We start from the raw sequence: 17908 nt of genomic DNA on the forward strand, positions 1-17908 counted from the left end.
GAGAAAATTTTTACTATAGGAGATGTATGCATTGAAGGTCGTTAAATTTGGTGGCAGTTCACTTGCATCTGGCAAGCAGCTGCAAAAAGTATTTGACATTGTAACAGCAGATCCAGCTCGAAAAGCAGTCGTTGTTTCCGCACCAGGAAAACGGCATTCAACGGATACGAAGGTCACCGATCTATTAATTAGCTGTGGTGAGCAATATTTACGTTTAGGCGAAGCACACGATTTACAGGAAGCCGTCATCAAGCGGTATGCCTCGATTGCGGATGAACTCGGGTTAAGTCATAACGTGATTGACACCATCCGGCAAGATCTAGATACCCTCTTACAGGCAGATACGTCTCATCCTGAGCGATATCTTGATGCCATCAAAGCAAGCGGTGAAGACAATAACGCAAAACTCATTGCCGCCTATTTCCGCTATCAAGGTGTCGAAGCTCACTATGTGAATCCAAAGGAAGCTGGTTTATTTGTGAGCGATGAGCCTGGTCAAGCGCAAGTCCTTCCGGAGTCATATGATCATTTGTATAAATTAAGAGAGCGCTCTGGCATCATCATATTCCCTGGCTTTTTTGGCTTTAGTCTATCGGGAGACATTGTCACCTTTTCTCGCAGCGGCTCCGATATTACCGGTTCCATTTTGGCAAACGGTTTGAAGGCAGATGTGTATGAAAACTTTACAGATGTGGATGCTGTCTACGCTGTCAATCCAACGATCGTTCATGAGCCGAAGGAGATTACAGAGCTAACGTACCGGGAAATGCGCGAGCTGTCCTATGCTGGTTTTTCTGTGTTCCATGATGAAGCACTCATTCCGGCCTTCCGTGCAGGCATTCCTGTGCAGATTAAAAACACCAATAATCCCTCGGCAAAAGGCACAAAAATTGTGAACCAGCGGGATCATACAAATGGACCCGTTGTCGGAATCGCTTCAGACAGCGGATTTTGCAGCATTTATATTAGCAAATATTTGATGAACCGAGAAGTCGGATTTGGGCGTAAGGTGCTGCAAACGTTAGAGGAATATGGGCTTACGTATGAGCACGTCCCTTCTGGCATTGATGATATGAACATTATTTTAAGGCAGGATCAGCTGGAGGAGCAGCATATTGAACAAGAGCTACTCGATCGCTTAAAGCTCGTGCTTGATGCAGATGAGGTCGTGTTAGAGCCGAATCTCTCCCTCATTATGATTGTAGGAGAAGCGATGCGTCACAATGTTGGCACCACAGCAAGAGCAGCAAAGGCGCTGTCAAAAGCGAAGGTCAATATTGAAATGATCAATCAAGGATCTTCAGAGGTCAGCATGATGTTTGGCGTCAAAGCGGCTCAAGAAAAAGAAGCCGTTCAAGCGTTGTATGAGGAATTTTTCTCTATGTCTACCGTCCCTGTCTCTCTTTAATCAGCAGGCTGCCAGATCCCAGGATCGGCAGTCTTTTTTGTTCTCACCCGATTCACATGGATTCGCGCATTAAAGTATATCTATTTCTCGTTTGATTTTGTATGATAGAGACAAACCAACTATTGTTCCGGCCTATGATCGGAGCTACAAGGAGTCCTAAAACAATGCCTCGTCAACAACTATTAAAACAGTTTCGCAATTTTCATGATGCTTCTACGAGTATTCTAAATATGATGAGTCAATTCACTGATGTGAATACACTGTTTATTGCTAAAAACGATCAAACCACCAATCAGATTGTCAAGGTGCTAAATCATGACGAGCAGCTTCTTGAAGAAGGAGAAGAAATTCCTTACGAGAAGACATTTTGCAAGCTGGCGGTTGATCATCAGGATACGCTTGTGATCCCTGATATATCATTGGATGATCGTTCTAAATACTTAGAAGTTACGAAACGTCTTCAAGGCGGATCATTCATCGGAGTGCCGATTGATTTTACAGATGGTACGAACTACGGAACGATTTGCGGGCTTGATTTAAGACCGCAGCAATTCACAGAAGAGCATGTGCATATGTTTGAAACGATGGCTTCTCTATTAAGCTACGTCCTCGAACTAGACCGTGCCAACCGGCAGATTCAGCAATTATCTGTACCGATCGTCCCAGTTGTTGACGGTGTCGCTGTGCTTCCTCTACTTGGTGATATCGAGGAGACACGTGCTCAGCATATATTAGAAACCATTTTACAGGAAAGCTATAGGCTGTCGCTCTCTCATTTGGTCATTGATGTATCGGGAACAAAACGCCTGAATGAACAGAGCATTCAATATCTGGTCAGCTATGCACAAACGCTGAGACTTTTAGGGATTTCGGCTGTTTTAACAGGGATTAAGCAAGATCTTGCTTTAAGTGCGATTCAATCGAATATTTCATTTAAAGACATCACCATTCGGAAAGACTTGCCGCAGGCACTTGCTCATATTGGGTTGACGTTTACCAAAATGGATTAAGAAATGATATATACAAAAAGGGCTAAAATGATGTTTATTTTAGCCCTTTTTCTTCTTTTTAAATCATGCCAACAGCTGCAAATAAGAAGAATCGTTTCCATCTTCAATAACTTGGACAATCTTCTGTGCATGTGATGCGTCTGTGACACTGTTTAATTTTTGCATGATGTCTTCTTTCGATAATGCGTGGCCTGGTGCGCCCCGCGGAATATCGACTCGTTCGCTAATGATGGTGCCATCAGATAAGGTAAGCTTCACAATCGTAAAGCGACCTTTTGGGACTGCATCTGGATGGGGTTCTATCGTTTGATCATATCCTCTGCTCACCCGCTTCATCCATGTGCGCATGTGTGATGGAATGGTTTTTTTCGTAAAGTGATCCAGCGTGAGCGTCTGTCCAAACACGGCAAGTGCGATCACATATTCAACACTGAATCGTCCTTCTTCTCCAGTCGAAGGTGCCCGCTCAATAAGCGCTGCATCTCCGCCAGGCGGGAATAGGACCTCTACTTGTTTCACCTGCTCCGGTAAGAAAGGATGCTCTTTCATTAAGGATTGGATCGCATCGGCTGCATGATGCGCAGCTGAACAGAACGGGTATACTTTGAACCACAGCCCCGGCGCGACAATACGCCACGCTATACCATACCCCTCTAGTAAACGACTTTCCGCACGCTCCTGATCTCCATAGAGAGAAAAGAAACCAAGCGTACCATCAAGAACCGATTCATTCCCGCCAAAACCTGAACAAGCTAAATCCATAGACCAGACGGCTGTTTTAGCCGCTAAGCCGGCTTGTAATGGTTTCATATCAGAGCCGAACTGCTTTCGCATTCCGGCCGATTGCGCTCCAGCAAAGCCGATTGCTTTCGTCAGCTCTTCCTGCGAGACTTGTTTTAAATACCCAATGGCACACACTGCTGCAATGGCTCCGAGAGTTCCGGTATTATGCCAGCCTCTCTCATAATGCGCTTTGCCGATGGATTCGCCAAGCCTTGCCATCACTTCAACGCCTGTAATGTAGGCTGCTAAAAATCGATCGCCAAACCCTTTGCCGTCTGATAGCTGTGATAGCAATGCTGGAATGATCACCGCACTGGGATGCCCTCTCACATCTGAATGCACATCATCATAATCAAGGGCGTGGATCAGGTAGCCGTTCAGCATGGCTGCGGATTGACGGCTGACCTTCTTCCCTTGTCCAATGACAGGAATTTGAGCTGCTCCGCCTTCTTGTTCCACCAGTGCCATGAGCTTTTGAATTCCTTCATCCTCTTTCGCAGCAAGCGCTGCCGCCGCAGCATCTAACAGACCATTTCGAGCCATTTCTACCGCCCGCTGATCTTGAAGTGGATAAGCAGACAGTACAGCCTCTGCCAGTTGTTTTGTTAGTTCCATGATCGTGACTCCAATGCCCGAACAGCAAGTTCAGCAAAGAAGGCAGCGGCAACAGGAAGTGCGCCTTCATTTAATGTAAAGGCAGGGTGATGCCATTCCTCGGTACCGCTTGTCCCCATCCATACGAAAAAGCCTGGAATGTGTTCTTGATAAAGGGCAAAATCTTCTCCGCCCGGTGACTGCTCTGCCTGAACGACTGTGAGATCCAGCGCACCTGCCGTTTCTTCGACCACCTTTGTCAAACGATCGTCATTCAACACAGAAGGCAAATACGGATGCCATTTCACTTCACCTTTCGCCCCAAATCCCTCGGCAATCCCACTCACGATTTGCTTCATAAGCTCTGGAATCATCGCTCTTACTTCAGGCTCAAACGTCCGAACGGTTCCTTCCATCTCAACACGATCAGGAATCACATTCCATGAAGTACCACCTTGAATGCGTGTGATACTGACGACTGCATGATGCAATGAGCTGATGCGGCGGCTAACGATTTGCTGAAGAGCACTTGTGATCTGCCCGCTGATGGCAATCGGGTCCACCGTATGATTCGGAATACCTGCATGACCACCCGTTCCTTTAATATTGATTTCAAACCGGTCTACACTTGCCATCAACGCTTTTTCTCTAATGCCTATAGTGCCAACTGGCAGGTCAGGTTTGTTGTGCATACCAAAAATCGCATCCACTCCATCTAAAACGCCTGCCTCTATGACATGTTTCGCTCCTTGCGCGACTTCCTCAGCCGGCTGGAACAAAATGCGGACCGTTCCTTTGATCTCGTGTTTCCGTTCTTTTAATAAAAGAGCCGCTCCAAAGATAGAAGCTGTATGGAAATCATGACCACAAGCATGCATTTTCCCCAGTATCTTTGAGGAAAATGGTTCGCCTGATACTTCTTCAATCGGAAGTGCATCAATATCAGCTCTCAGGGCAATTGTTGGTCCCTCTTGTTCTCCTTTGATTTCACAGACAACACCTGTTTGAAGAGCTGGAAAATCGAGTACGGTGATCCCTTCCTCTTCTAACCAGCTGCGCAGTTTTTTAGTCGTTTCATGTTCTTCAAATGCCAGCTCTGGATGCTCATGAAGCGCTCGGCGAATGTTAATTAAACGTTTGTTTAATGCTTCATTTCCTATTGATTTCACTGATACTCACCCCTCTAAAGAGTAAAAAGCAGCTTATGCTTCTTCAGCCGCTGCTTCTTTTTGGATAAATCGTTTTGTCCGTTCATTCTTCGTTTCATCAAATAGCTCAGTTGGTGTGCCCTGTTCAATAATATGACCATCCGCCATGAAAATCACATGGTCTGCCACTTCTCTTGCAAACGCCATTTCATGTGTAACGATGATCATCGTTGTTTCTTGAATCGCAATGGATTTAATGACTTGAAGCACACCTGAGACAAGCTCTGGATCAAGTGCTGACGTTGGTTCATCGAGTAGAATCGCATGTGGATCAACCGCTAATGCGCGGGCAATCCCAATTCGCTGCTGCTGTCCGCCAGATAACGTGACTGGATAGCTGTCAGCCTTTTGCTCTAACCCTACCTGCTTCAGCAGCTTCATTCCAATCTCATTTGCCTGCTGCTTCGTCATTTTTTTCGTCACAAGCAGTGATTCTGTGATGTTTTGCAGTGCTGTCTTGTTTTTAAATAGATTATAGTTTTGAAACACCATGGCCGTTTGTTGACGCAGGTGATGGGCTTCTTTTCGTGTATATTTAGACGCATCGAGCTTCGCATCGCCAATTTCAATCGTGCCTTCATCTGGTATTTCTAATAAATTTAAGCAGCGCAGCAAGGTGGATTTACCGGAGCCAGAAGGTCCGATAATGGCCACAACCTGCCCTTTTTGCACGTCGAGATTGATTCCGTCTAAGACGACAAGGTCGCCGAATGATTTCTTCAAATTGCTGAGCTTGATCATGTCCACACCTCCTTAATTCCGGTAAGGTTTGCTAATTTTTCGTTCAAATAGATCTTGAAGGAAGCTATAAATGATGGTCATCACCCAATACACAATCCCTACGGCTAAATAGGTTTCAAAGTATTTATAGTTCGCCGATGCAATCATCTTCCCTTGTGCAAACATTTCTGCCACACCAATCGTAAAGGCAAGAGATGTTTCTTTTAAAAGACCGATAAAGGTATTCCCCGTCGCTGGAATCGCGTTTCTGATTGCCTGCGGGAAAATAATTCTGACGTAAGATTGCCATCTTGTCATGCCGACAGATAGACATGCCTCTAGCTGCCCTTCATCTACAGAATTGAGGGCCGCTCTGAAAATTTCTGCTAAGTATGCTGAGTTTTTAATACTTAATCCGATAATGACCGCTGTTAGGGCATCCATTGAGGTCATCGCAGGGAATAGCTGCGGAAGACCAAAATAAATGAGAAAGAGCTGAACCAAGGTTGGAACCGCTCTGAAAAAAGAAATATACAGCTTGGCAAATTGGTATAAAACAGGTATCCGGTTTTTCGTAATGAGCGCGAATACCACACCAATGATAATGGCAAATACCATGGAGACAATCGCCATGAAGATCGTTATCGGCAAGTATTGGATCAATGTCGGAAAAACGGTCACCATATACTGCCAATCAATTTTGTTCATGTCTGCTCTTCACCGCCGCTGTCGTTATTTTTTAATTGGCACTGTGACATCGTCTTTGAAATACTTCTCAGACAATTTCTTAAGTGTCCCGTCTTCTCTTAATTCTTTAATCGCTTTGTTAAATTCTTCTCTTAGCTTGTCATGCTTTTTATCTTTGGCAAATGGGTAGCCTACTTCTTCATACACAATTGGGTTGCCAACGATTTTGAGTGGCAGACCTGTTTTTTCAATTTGAGCAAGTAATACACTGCGTCCGTTGACATAAGCATCTACGCGGCCATTTGCCACTTCATTTAAGACACCGTCTTGCGTTTCATATGTTTTAATATTGATTTTTTTGTCCGGGTCTTTGCTTTCTAAGTTTTTGGCGTGGTTAGAGCCAAGAACCGCCGCCACTGTTTTTCCTTTTAAATCATCAAGACCTTTGATGTCGTTGTTGTCCTTTTTCACGATGATTTGTGTTCCTGCATAAGCGTACGTATCAGTGAAATTAAACGTTTGTTTACGCTCATCTGTGACTGCGACTTGGTTTGACACTGTATCCAGCTTACCAGATGTCAGCTGTCCCATGAGTCCGCTGAATTCACTCAGCTGCCAGTCTAGTTTGTAGCCGAGCTTTTTCGCAACCGCTTCAGTTACTTCGACATCGAAGCCAACAAGCTTACCATTGTCTTTATAGGCAAACGGATAGCTTTGTCCTGTGGCACCTACCTTTAATACTTTTTCATCTTTGCCTTCACCCTGATTGCCCCCGCCGCAAGCTGCTAAAACTGCCAGCATTGCTGCAAATAGAACGACTAGCCACTTTTTGTTTTTCATGTTCGTATACCCTTCTTTCCTTTTATGGTTGTGTGATATCTGATCTTAGTTGTTTTTTAAAATAAACCGTGATGTGCCCCTTGCCTAAATCCTTTTCTCCTGCTCTGACGTAGCCTTTGCGCTCATACATGTCGATGAGCCACGGATGCTTATCAGCTGTACCTAGAGATACGTATGGCACCTTCAAGGTATCCCTTAACACTTCGGTTTCCACCCATTCCAGCAAGACAGAGCCTGTCCCTTTTTTGGCGGATGGTTCTGAGGCAAACCACCAAATATGAGGGACGCCGAACGGGCCTGGCTGTTCTCCCCAAGGCATACGGAGCGACAAGGTGGATAGAAGCTCTCCGTTTTCTTCCATCACATAGCAAAGATTCTTTTGTACATTTTTCTGAACGAGAGCAAAATCAGCATGTGCTGCTTGGAACTGGATGCCGAGCTCACGAATTGGCTCATAGGCTCTTGTTGTCAGTTCAAGCAGTGCCTCTATATCTGCCTCTGTTGCCAGACGAAACGTGTATCCCAACGTTAGTCACCTCACCCTTATGTCGTGTAGCGATTTTTTGGCTCAGTTAATCCTAGATTTTCTCGTAAAGTTTGTCCTGTATATTCTGTTTTGAATAAGCCTCTTTCCTGAAGGATTGGGACGACGCGGTCTACGAACATATCCAGCCCTTCTGGCAATAGCGGCGGCATGACGTTAAAGCCGTCTGCTGCTTCTTCATTGATCCATGTCTCCATCACATCTGCGAGCTGCTGCGGTGTACCTATGAAAATATTATGACCACGAGAGCCGGCAACCGATTGATAGAGCTGGCGAATGGTCAGGTGATCCTTTCTCGCCATATTCATCACGAGATCAAAACGGCTTTTTACCGCATTTGACGTGCTTGGATCAATCTCTGGAAGCGGTCCGTCTAAAGGATACTGAGACAGATCAATCCCACCTAAGTAGTTTTGCAGAATGCTCAGCCCAATCTCAGGAACAATCAGCTCCTGTAATTCTTCATATTTCGCTTTGGCTTCTTCCTCTGTATCAGCAATAATCGGGAAGATGCCCGGCATGATGCTGACGTCCTCTCTAGCACGACCAGCAGCCTCTACTTTCTCCTTTAAGCTTTGATAAAATTCCTTCGCTTTTTTGAGATCGTTTTGTGCTGTGAAAATGAGTTCAGCTGTTTTTGCTGCAAGCTTTTGACCATCTTCGGATGATCCTGCTTGAATGATCACTGGCTGCCCTTGAGGCGTGCGTGATACATTGAGAGGACCTCGTACTGAGAAGAACTCTCCTTTATGCTGGAGCTCATGAAGCTTACTAGATTCAAAGAATTCTCCCGTTTCCTTGTTTCTGACAAGGGCGTCTTCCTCCCAAGAATCCCAAAGACCTTTCACGACCTCGACGAACTCTTCTGCTCGCTCGTATCGTTTATGGTGGGCTAAATGCTCTTCTCCGCTAAAGTTTTTCGCTGTTTCTTCAATAGAAGATGTGACCACATTCCATGCCGCTCTTCCGCCTGATAAATGATCAAGGGAAGCAAACTGTCTTGCAATATGGAAAGGCTCACTGTATGTAGTGGATGCTGTTGCTGCTAAACCAATTGATGAAGTAGATTCAGCAATGGACGAAAGCAGGGTAAGCGGTTCAAATCTCGTCAGTACATTCGGATGAGAGGTCTGATTAATGGATAAGCTGTCGGCTAAAAAGAGTAAATCTAGCTTTCCTTCCTCTGCTTTTTTCGCTAATTGTTTAAAATAATCCAGGTTCATGGCTGCATCTGATACGGCATTCGGATGTCTCCAAGAGGCAACATGATGTCCAGTTCCTGCGATGAATACGCCTAGCTTGAGCTTCCTTTTCGGCTGTGACACTTGTTCTTCATCCTTTCTATATCCTGATGTATCAAACTGAAGTCCTCGTAAGATACATTTTTCTGATTGAATTAATCGGTTTTATCAATAAAAAAAGGGCAAATGTTGCGAAAAATGAAAAATAATTATTACTATATGCCCTTTTTACAGGATTGTCAACCGCCTTCTGAACCTCCAAAATTAGGGATTTCACCCGTTTATCACGGTGTATCGATTTCAATATTCCCAATGAGCCGATCTGTAGTATGTGTCATCAATTGGCTGCGTTCCAGCATGTTATGGGCGATCACGGAATGAGTGGAAGATATGGTGCGGACGGCAATCGCTTTTTGAGGAGATAAATTAATGATGTTATTCCGCAGCACACGGGCTGAGGCGGCTTGATCGATAAAGATCGCCGTCGGCTGTCCGATCGAACGATTTAAATAAAAGCGGTTATCTCCGATTTGTGGTGAACCGTTCTTAATATACATCACGACATATAAAGATGATTCTTCAAAGGAATTGTCTTTGATTTCTAATGGACCCGTCGTGCTGCTGTATACGGCGTAGTTTTGGTAGTGCTTAAAGCGATTTTGCCAAATGAAAGCCTTTGCATTTCCAGTGACACTGATCGTATACGAAGACCCTAGCTCTGGGTGTCCTTCTTGAATAAAGAGGTTGCCGTTAACTCCAGCTTCTCCTTCCTGCACCCAGATCCCTCTGCTGAAATCTTTAAATTGATTGTGCTGGATCAGGATATTCGTTCCTCTCACCATCGCTCCATCAATCACCGAGTAAATCGTATTGTTTGAAAAGACGACGCTATCCGACTGATAGATACGCAGCGCTGCGCTTCTTTGCCCTATATTCGTCCCCGATTCAATATGATTTCCTTCTATTAGAATACGGTTCGCCATATAAACGGACAAAGCCGCATCTTCAAATAGACTGATCTTATTCCCTGTAATGTGAACACTATCGCCCCTCACATCAATCCCTTTTTCAAATCCCTCAATCATATTGCCAATAATGATCACATTGTTTTCCGTTTGACCAAAAGAGACTCCTAAGCTCGTAATCCCAGCTTTTGTGACGCCTCCTCCTACTGCACGGATCAAATTGTTGGCAATGATGGTTTCGGTGGCAAAGCCATAGGAGATACTGCTGTCTGTGTGATTGCCTTCAATGATGACACCATAGCCGTTGAAGTTATAAATGGAGCTTGCGGCACCACCTCTTACAATGTTGTTTCGAATTTGAATATTCAGTGGTTCCTCCATATTAACCGCATTTTCTCCGTAGCCTTCAATATCAATGCCCATTCTCGGCTCGACTCCGTCAACTCCTGCTCTCTCCAGCAGGCAGTCCTCCACAATGACTCCATCACAGCCTGTAATCGAGATATTGTTTCGTCTTGAATCTGTGATGTGGCAGCCAGAAATGTGAATAGATGAAGCAGGCGAGTACGATTCAGCTTGTGATAATAAACCGTGGGGACTGACAATGATGCCGTCTCCCGTACAATTCTTGATTTGTACACGATTCACTTCCACATCAGAGGCCCCTTCAATACATATCCCAAAGCCCCATTCATGGGTTTTTCGTTCAGGGGGAAGCGACTTGTACACATGCTCATGGCGATCCCCTTCGATTCGCCCACCCCGGATGGTCACATGCTGAACCTTTCCTATATAAAAGGCCGCATACCCCCACGAATCATTTGGCCTCACCTTAATGACGGCATCCGGCGCCATCTCAATGGTCATATGACTTGGCACACGTATACCCGCACCCCGAAAAGGAAAAAATTGATCACCTCTGTACACAGCATCGATGACATACGTGCCGCTCGGCAGCCAGATATGGGAATACCCCTGCGCTTTCGTCCATTCTAAGCATTCATTGAGCCTCGCTGTACAGTCCGTTTTCCCATCCGCCACTACACCAAAATCTTGAACATTGACAACAGGTTTTTTTAGATCAGATTCATTCAATTCCCCCAATCTAAACCCCTCCTTTTCACACATGTCCTCTTGTCATCCTATGCATGTGTAAAAGTTTTGCTTGTACAATCCTTCAAATTTTAAATAAATTCTTCTAATATAACTTTCTGACCATTCTTACTTGAAAGAATTTTTCGTTTTTTGAGTCTTTACGCCTATTTAACTAACATTTTCCTGTTTTAGAATAGTTTTATATTGACACAAGAACTATACAAGAATATCATTTTTCTCATATCTCTTTTTTTAAGAAAGGATCTATGCCATGTCAACAATTGACCACGATAAAATTGTTAAAAGTGTTCCTCAAAAAGGTTTTTTTGGACATCCTAAAGGACTTTACACACTGTTTTTCACTGAATTTTGGGAGCGTTTCTCTTATTACGGCATGCGTGCACTGCTTATTTACTATATGTACACAGAGGTGACAAAGGGCGGTCTTGGTTTTGATCAGACGACAGCCAATTCGATCATGTCTGTCTACGGTGCGCTTGTCTATATGTCAGGCATTATTGGCGGATGGCTCGCCGACCGAGTATTCGGTTCGTCCAGTACGGTCTTTTATGGCGGGGTTTTCATTATGCTTGGACATGTCATTTTGGCTTTGCCAAGCGGTGCAACAGCGCTCTTTATTAGTATGGGGCTGATTATTATTGGGACAGGTCTTCTGAAGCCGAATGTTTCAAACATTGTTGGCGACTTGTATTCCAAAACAGACCCACGCAGGGATTCTGGCTTTAGTATTTTCTACATGGGGATCAACATGGGCGGTTTTATTGCCCCATTAATTGTCGGAACACTCGGTCAAAAAGTGAACTTCCACCTCGGATTCTCACTTGCTGCCGTTGGGATGCTTGTTGGTCTGATTACATTTGTGATCACGAAAAAACCGAATCTTGGTCTTGCCGGTACTTATGTAACAAATCCGTTATCAGCTACTGAACGCAAGAACTTCAAAATTTTCGGAACATTAATTGCCATTGTGCTCGCTGTTTTTGTCGTCATTGGCATTCAAACAGGCGCACTCACGATTAATCTATTCACTTGGTTTGTCAGTGTCCTTGGTGTGCTCATTCCGATTGTGTATTTCATCGTCATGTATTTCAGTAAAAAGACGAGCCCAGTGGAGCAGTCAAGGGTTCTTGCTTATATTCCATTGTTCCTTGCTGCGGTGATGTTCTGGGCGATTCAAGAACAAGGCTCAAACATTTTAGCCACATATGCAGATCAACGAACAAACTTGAATTTCCTTGGGATGACACTTGCCTCTTCGTGGTTCCAATCATTGAACCCAATCTTTATTGTGCTATTGTCTCCTGTGTTTGCTTGGTTGTGGATTAGACTTGGAAAGAAACAGCCGTCTACCCCGATTAAGTTCTCACTTGGCCTTCTGTTTGCAGGATTATCCTTTATCATCATGATCATTCCTGCCTACATGTCTGGTCCGAATACACTTGTGAGTCCATTATGGCTCGTTCTGAGCTTCTTCCTCGTCGTGATCGGAGAGCTCTGCTTATCACCTGTTGGGCTGTCAGCGACAACAAAGCTTGCACCTGCTGCCTTCTCAGCGCAAACGATGAGCCTTTGGTTCCTTTCAAATGCGATGGCACAGGCGATCAATGCCCAAGTGGTCAAACTGTTTGATAAAGTGCCAGAAACCGTCTATTTCGGTATCATTGGATTGCTCGCCATCGTTTTATGCGGTGTGATGCTGCTCTTAACACCAGTGATTAAGAAAGCGATGAAAGGTATTCATTAAATAAAAAAAGAAGCCTCCCCATTGGGTTGGCTTCTTTTTTCTAGTTTAAAACCGGATCTCATCATCTCCATGAATTTGCAGCTTAAGCGGTTCACTTTTCGCCTGATGCTTTTTCACATAGCGGTGATAGACGACATACCCAATGATCATGAGAGGGACGCCGACATATAACCCGATGCGCTGCTCCTGATCAAAGGCAAGGCTGACCAAAACAATGGTGTTGAGTGTGATCGCAATAATCGGCAGCACCGGATAAAGAGGGGTTTTAAATTTTAAGTTTTCCAGCTTTCCGCCTGCTTTAAGATATCTTCTGCGGAAAAGCATTTGTGATAAGGTAATGGTGATCCAGCCAGTCTGGGCACTCATGCCGGCAATGGACACGATCCAGGCAAATACTGTTTTCTCTGCAAAGAACCCGGATAATAGCGAAATCCCTGTAAACAGGAACGTGAGCAGTAAGGCATTCATCGGAATACCGCGCTGATTCACGCGTCTAAATGCTTTTCCTGCCATTCCTTCTTTCGATAAGGAATAGAGCATTCTCGTCGATGCGTACAAGCCAGAGTTGGCAACAGATAATAAAGCGATGATAATGACAAAGTTCATGATATCTGCCGCAAAAGGAATGCCCGTTCTCTCAAATACAGTAACAAACGGACTTTGCAGCACACTCGCTTCCTTCCAAGGCACCATACCCGCTAAGACGAAAATAGATAGGACGAAAAAGACGAGTGTACGCCAAACAGTCTGATGAATTGAGCGAGGAACGGTTTTCTCAGGGTTTTCACTTTCTCCTGCCGCAATCCCGATCAGCTCTGTTCCTTGGAATGAAAAATTCACGGTGATCATCGTGACCACAACGGCAAGCAATCCATTTGGAAACAGCCCATCACTCACAAAATGACTGAAGTAAGGGGCAGGTTCACCGCTCGTTGTTTCAATAAAACCAAACATCGCCGCTCCGCCTACACCTATAAAAAGTAAAATCGCAATAATCTTAATGGTTGAAAAGAAAAACTCCGACTCCCCGAACGCTTTCGCCGACCGGGCATTTAATAAGAAAAGACACAGTCCAAATACGAGACACCAAATCCACACATCCACTTGTGGAAGCCAGCGCCTCATCAGCTGTCCTGCTGATAAAAATTCCAGGGCGACCGTTGCTGCCCAGCCAAGCCAATAAATCCAGCCGACCGCAAAACCCGCTGCAGGGCTGACAAATTTCGTCGCATACGTATGAAACGACCCGGACACAGGAAGTGCAACCGACAGCTCTCCAAGACACAGCATGGTTAAATACATAATCAATCCGCCCACAATATAAGAAAGAACGGCTCCAACTGGCCCTGCTTGTCCAATCGTATAGCCCGTTCCTAAGAAAAAGCCTGTCCCAATGACACCGCCAAGTGAAATCATAAATAAATGACGGGAGGTCATCGCCCTTTTCAATTGCTCGGGCTGATTTTGTCCAACATCCACAATGATGCCCTCCTTCTTCTAAGATGATAACTTATCAAAACATGTCTCCATGTGATTCATTCCATTTTCAAAACAACCTACTAATTATACATCTTTTATAATAAATATGCTTCCTTCTATGGTCACTGTCTCAAAGTCTTTATTTTAATAATGTTCGCACAAATAAAAGATGAAAGGCTTTGTAGACGTGAGAGGTTTGAAAGAAACGGGTTGCGGGCATAAAGTTGGTGAGATTCGCTCAAGCTAGTTTCAAATGCTTTACTTTTAGGTTGCTTCTCTGTAAGATCATATGTTGTAAATACCAACAAGAAAAGTGGGGAATAAAATGAAAAAAATGTTCTTTGCCATTATGTTAGGCGCTTGTGTTGCATTGATCACGGCATGTGGATCTGGTGCAAGCGACAATGCGAATAAACAATCTGGGTCTAAGGAATCAGGCGACCTTTGGAAATCCATTCAGGATAAAGGTGTTCTGACGATCGGAACAGAGGGAACTTATGCTCCTTTCACATTCCATGACAAAAAGACAGATAAATTAACTGGCTACGATGTAGAAGTCATCACAGAAGTAGCAAAACGTCTTGACTTAAAACCTGAATTCAAAGAAACACAATGGGACAGCATGTTTGCTGGACTGAATTCAAAACGTTTTGACGTGGTAGCGAACCAAGTTGGTAAAACTGGACGTGAAAATCAATACGAGTTCTCTGATAAATACACAACGTCTCAAGCCATTGTTGTGACAAAATCAGATAACAACGACATCAAGAAACTATCTGATGTAAAAGGCAAAAAAGCAGCACAATCATTAACAAGTAACTACAATAAACTAGCTACAGATGCTGGTGCTAAAATTGAGGGCGTTGAAGGTCTTGCACAATCGATTCAATTGATTCAGCAAGGACGTGCTGATCTGACGTTCAATGACAAGCTGGCTGTATTGAATTACTTGAAAACAAGCGGGAACAAAAACCTAAAAGTTGCATTTGAAACAGGAGATCCTCAAGAAACTTACTTTGCATTCAGAAAAGGCAGCGGCGAAGTCGTTGACAAAGTGAATGGCGCATTAAAAGAAATGAAAAAAGACGGTACACTTGCTAAGATTTCTAAGAAATGGTTTGGTGAAGATGTTACAAAGTAATACCCTAGGAGTCGTCATTCCTTGGGATCTTCTTCAGCAATCTTTTTGGCCAATGGTGATGCAGGGGATTTATTACACAATCCCCCTCGCCATCATTGCTTTTATTATTGGTATTTTTATCGCGCTTGTGACAGCACTTGCTAGAATGTCTAAAATCAAAGCCCTCAGATGGATTTTTTCCATCTATGTGTCGGCCGTTCGCGGAACGCCGCTTTTTGTGCAATTGTTTATTATTTTCTATTTCTTTCCGACATTTAATATCACACTGGATCCATATCCAAGTGCCATTATCGCTTTTTCATTAAACGTAGGTGCGTATGCGTCGGAAATTATCCGTGCATCCGTCCTATCTGTTCCTAAAGGACAATGGGAAGCTGGTTATTCAATTGGGATGACGCATCGTAAAACGCTCGTCCGCGTGATTTTACCGCAGGCTGTGCGTGTATCGATTCCACCGCTATCTAATTCATTCATTAGCTTGGTGAAGGATACGTCTCTTGCCTCCCAAATCCTCGTAGCAGAGATGTTCCGTAAATCTCAGGAAATTGCTGCGGCGAATTTGGATCAGATCTTGTTCATTTATATGGAGGCAGCCCTGATCTATTGGGTATTCTGCTTCATTCTATCGCTCGTTCAGCATCAAATTGAAAAACGACTTGATCGATATGTCGCAAGGTAAGGAGGGAACGACATGCTAACAGTCAAAGGTCTCAAGAAATCCTTTGGTGAAAATGAGATTTTAAAGTCAATAGATTTTACGATCAACAAAGGGCAGGTTGTAGCCATTCTTGGTCCATCAGGTTCAGGAAAAACAACGATGCTTCGCTGTTTAAATGCACTCGAAACACCAAATGGCGGCTCCTTTACCTTCGATGATTTCTCGATTGATTTTTCGAAAAAAAATAAATCAGCTGATCTACTGAAGCTTCGCCGGAAATCGGGAATGGTGTTTCAAGATTATCACCTGTTTCCACACCGCACCGTGCTTGAAAATGTGATGGAAGGTCCTGTCCAAGTACAGCGCCGCCCAAAGGAAATGGTTCGAAAAGAAGCCATCCAGCTCTTGCAAAAGGTCGGTCTGGAAGATAAAAAGGATCTGTATCCATTCCAGCTCTCAGGCGGTCAAAAGCAGCGTGTCGGGATTGCCCGTGCACTTGCCATTCAGCCAGAGCTCATGCTTTTTGATGAGCCCACCTCTGCACTTGACCCAGAGCTTGTCGGGGAAGTCTTAAAGGTCATGAAGGATTTAGCGAAAGAAGGCTGGACCATGGCAGTTGTCACACATGAAATCAAGTTTGCCCAAGAAGTGGCAGACGAAGTGATTTTTATTGATGGCGGCGTCATCGTCGAACAAGGTCCTCCCGAAGAAATTTTCAAACGACCAAAGGAAGAACGAACAAAACAATTCTTAAACCGGATTTTGAATCCAGTATGATGAAAAAAGGCTGTTCTCACGTGGTGAGAACAGCCTTTTTTTATATTTCCTTTTGCAGGCGAAGCGCCAGTAAATCTTGCAGGAGCAGTCTCGCTCCCTCTGGACTGATAACCACTCCACCCGATAGCACTTTGTTGGAGCCTGTCACTTCCCCTGTGACGATACAAGGTTTATCCTGCCAATACGGCTTCATGACAATTTGGTCTTCTTCTCGATAAATCTCCATAAAATCGCGCGGATGAATTTTCAACCGTTTTCTTATATCTGTCGGAAGAACAATTCTTCCAAAGTTATCTATATATCTTACATAGTCTTGATTTAACAAATTGACCCCCTCCTGCATCTCTAGATATAGGCAATTCCCTCTTTATCAAGGAATGAAGCGCTCCAATCGGTTCATGAAAGGATAAGCTGCAGGCTGATCCAGTGGCTAAACACGCTTCCCATATATGATATATCTGTTTGGTGCAGGACCAATGAAAGAAAAAGGATAGCATGTTGTGAGGACAAGTTCTTCCTTTTCCTGTTGTAGTGTAATAATACTTTGATCATCTTTCTTCACAATCTTTGTTTTCTCAATTTCATAGGTAAATCGACCGTATGAAAGCTCAATGACGAGTTGATCCCCTTTCACCAGTTCTCCTGTTCGTCTAAACACAGTATCACGATGCCCAGATAAAACGATTTGTCCTTGTTCATTAGGTAAATAGCTTTCGTGATAATGACCAACGCCCTTTGCTAAATCCTCCGCTTCTGTTCCTTCTACAATTGGTAACTCAGCATTTAACTTTGGAATGTGCAAGAGCCCAATGGTTTCACCAGCCTTCGGGACAAAAGGGGAATCTGTTTGCCCCTTTTGCTGGATGGCTGCTTGTGCAGACTGGAAAGATTGATCTACTTGCCTTTGCCCATCAACGATCCTCATATATCCTATCATTACAAGACAAATACCTGCTGTGATCAATAGAGTTGAGATGATTTTTTGAAACATGG

At 44.1% G+C, this 17908-nt stretch carries 17 protein-coding genes; 6 read left to right on the forward strand and 11 right to left on the reverse strand.

What is annotated here, in order from left to right:
• Window positions 1-31 precede the first annotated feature (31 nt).
• Both QRN39_RS00495 and QRN39_RS00500 read left to right on the forward strand, forming a co-directional pair.
• Window positions 32-1408, forward strand: a complete 1377-nt coding sequence (locus QRN39_RS00495) for an aspartate kinase (protein WP_137055602.1) — start codon at window positions 32-34, stop codon at window positions 1406-1408.
• Between the two features lie 164 nt (window positions 1409-1572).
• Complete coding sequence (locus tag QRN39_RS00500) at window positions 1573-2418, forward strand: GAF domain-containing protein (protein ID WP_003213998.1); 846 nt, start codon at window positions 1573-1575, stop codon at window positions 2416-2418.
• Between the two features lie 63 nt (window positions 2419-2481).
• Here QRN39_RS00500 and QRN39_RS00505 read toward each other — a convergent pair whose 3' ends face one another.
• The 8 genes from QRN39_RS00505 to QRN39_RS00540 all read right to left on the reverse strand — a co-directional run bounded on the left by QRN39_RS00505 (window position 2482) and on the right by QRN39_RS00540 (window position 11104).
• Window positions 2482-3816 (reverse strand): MmgE/PrpD family protein, encoded by a 1335-nt coding sequence (locus tag QRN39_RS00505; RefSeq protein WP_284905712.1) that lies wholly within the window; start codon window positions 3814-3816, stop codon window positions 2482-2484.
• A complete protein-coding gene (locus QRN39_RS00510) occupies window positions 3807-4964 on the reverse strand; it encodes an amidohydrolase (RefSeq protein WP_284905713.1) in 1158 nt (385 codons plus the stop codon). The genes QRN39_RS00505 and QRN39_RS00510 overlap by 10 nt, the downstream gene beginning before the upstream one ends.
• A gap of 33 nt (window positions 4965-4997) precedes the next feature.
• Complete coding sequence (locus QRN39_RS00515; protein WP_050945493.1) at window positions 4998-5744, reverse strand: amino acid ABC transporter ATP-binding protein; 747 nt, start codon at window positions 5742-5744, stop codon at window positions 4998-5000.
• 12 nt (window positions 5745-5756) lie between these two features.
• Window positions 5757-6431 (reverse strand): amino acid ABC transporter permease, encoded by a 675-nt coding sequence (locus QRN39_RS00520; protein ID WP_003214174.1) that lies wholly within the window; start codon window positions 6429-6431, stop codon window positions 5757-5759.
• A 24-nt stretch (window positions 6432-6455) separates the two neighbouring features.
• On the reverse strand, window positions 6456-7250 hold the full coding sequence (locus QRN39_RS00525) for an amino acid ABC transporter substrate-binding protein (RefSeq protein ID WP_050945492.1): 795 nt from the start codon (window positions 7248-7250) through the stop codon (window positions 6456-6458).
• A gap of 22 nt (window positions 7251-7272) precedes the next feature.
• Window positions 7273-7776, reverse strand: a complete 504-nt coding sequence (locus QRN39_RS00530) for a GNAT family N-acetyltransferase (protein ID WP_003214146.1) — start codon at window positions 7774-7776, stop codon at window positions 7273-7275.
• Window positions 7777-7793: 17 nt separating this feature from the next.
• Window positions 7794-9119, reverse strand: coding sequence for an LLM class flavin-dependent oxidoreductase (locus QRN39_RS00535; RefSeq protein ID WP_226804649.1), 1326 nt, complete (start codon window positions 9117-9119; stop codon window positions 7794-7796).
• Between the two features lie 200 nt (window positions 9120-9319).
• Window positions 9320-11104 carry a right-handed parallel beta-helix repeat-containing protein gene (locus QRN39_RS00540; RefSeq protein WP_212046366.1) on the reverse strand — a complete coding sequence of 595 codons (1785 nt, stop codon included), beginning with the start codon at window positions 11102-11104 and terminating at the stop codon, window positions 9320-9322.
• 262 nt (window positions 11105-11366) lie between these two features.
• On the opposite strand from QRN39_RS00540, the gene QRN39_RS00545 reads away from it, so the two are divergent.
• Window positions 11367-12860, forward strand: coding sequence for a peptide MFS transporter (locus QRN39_RS00545; RefSeq protein ID WP_044140493.1), 1494 nt, complete (start codon window positions 11367-11369; stop codon window positions 12858-12860).
• Between the two features lie 45 nt (window positions 12861-12905).
• On the opposite strand, the gene QRN39_RS00550 is transcribed toward QRN39_RS00545, so the two are convergent.
• On the reverse strand, window positions 12906-14339 hold the full coding sequence (locus QRN39_RS00550) for an amino acid permease (protein WP_080984802.1): 1434 nt from the start codon (window positions 14337-14339) through the stop codon (window positions 12906-12908).
• Between the two features lie 325 nt (window positions 14340-14664).
• Between QRN39_RS00550 and tcyA the strand changes: the two genes are divergently transcribed.
• From tcyA to QRN39_RS00565, 3 genes are read left to right on the forward strand one after another with little or no spacing between them, the layout of a single operon-like run.
• Window positions 14665-15480, forward strand: a complete 816-nt coding sequence (gene tcyA, locus QRN39_RS00555) for a cystine ABC transporter substrate-binding lipoprotein TcyA (RefSeq protein WP_003213831.1) — start codon at window positions 14665-14667, stop codon at window positions 15478-15480.
• The gene (locus QRN39_RS00560) at window positions 15467-16159 is read left to right on the forward strand and encodes an amino acid ABC transporter permease (RefSeq protein WP_012008905.1); all 693 of its coding nucleotides are present in this window, start codon (window positions 15467-15469) and stop codon (window positions 16157-16159) included. The genes tcyA and QRN39_RS00560 overlap by 14 nt, the downstream gene beginning before the upstream one ends.
• 12 nt (window positions 16160-16171) lie before the next feature.
• Window positions 16172-16915: an amino acid ABC transporter ATP-binding protein gene (locus tag QRN39_RS00565; protein ID WP_050945488.1), complete on the forward strand. Its 744-nt coding sequence runs from the start codon at window positions 16172-16174 to the stop codon at window positions 16913-16915.
• Window positions 16916-16955: 40 nt separating this feature from the next.
• On the opposite strand, the gene QRN39_RS00570 is transcribed toward QRN39_RS00565, so the two are convergent.
• Together QRN39_RS00570 and QRN39_RS00575 are read right to left on the reverse strand one after the other, a co-directional pair.
• Entirely contained in the window at window positions 16956-17240 is a 285-nt protein-coding gene (locus QRN39_RS00570; protein ID WP_050945487.1) for an AbrB/MazE/SpoVT family DNA-binding domain-containing protein, read from the reverse strand.
• A gap of 105 nt (window positions 17241-17345) precedes the next feature.
• On the reverse strand, window positions 17346-17906 hold the full coding sequence (locus tag QRN39_RS00575; protein ID WP_284905958.1) for a class D sortase: 561 nt from the start codon (window positions 17904-17906) through the stop codon (window positions 17346-17348).
• Window positions 17907-17908: the final 2 nt, after the last annotated feature.

Source organism: Bacillus sp. lyk4-R2A-2 (assembly GCF_030209735.1).
GTDB lineage: Bacteria > Bacillota > Bacilli > Bacillales > Bacillaceae > Bacillus > Bacillus pumilus.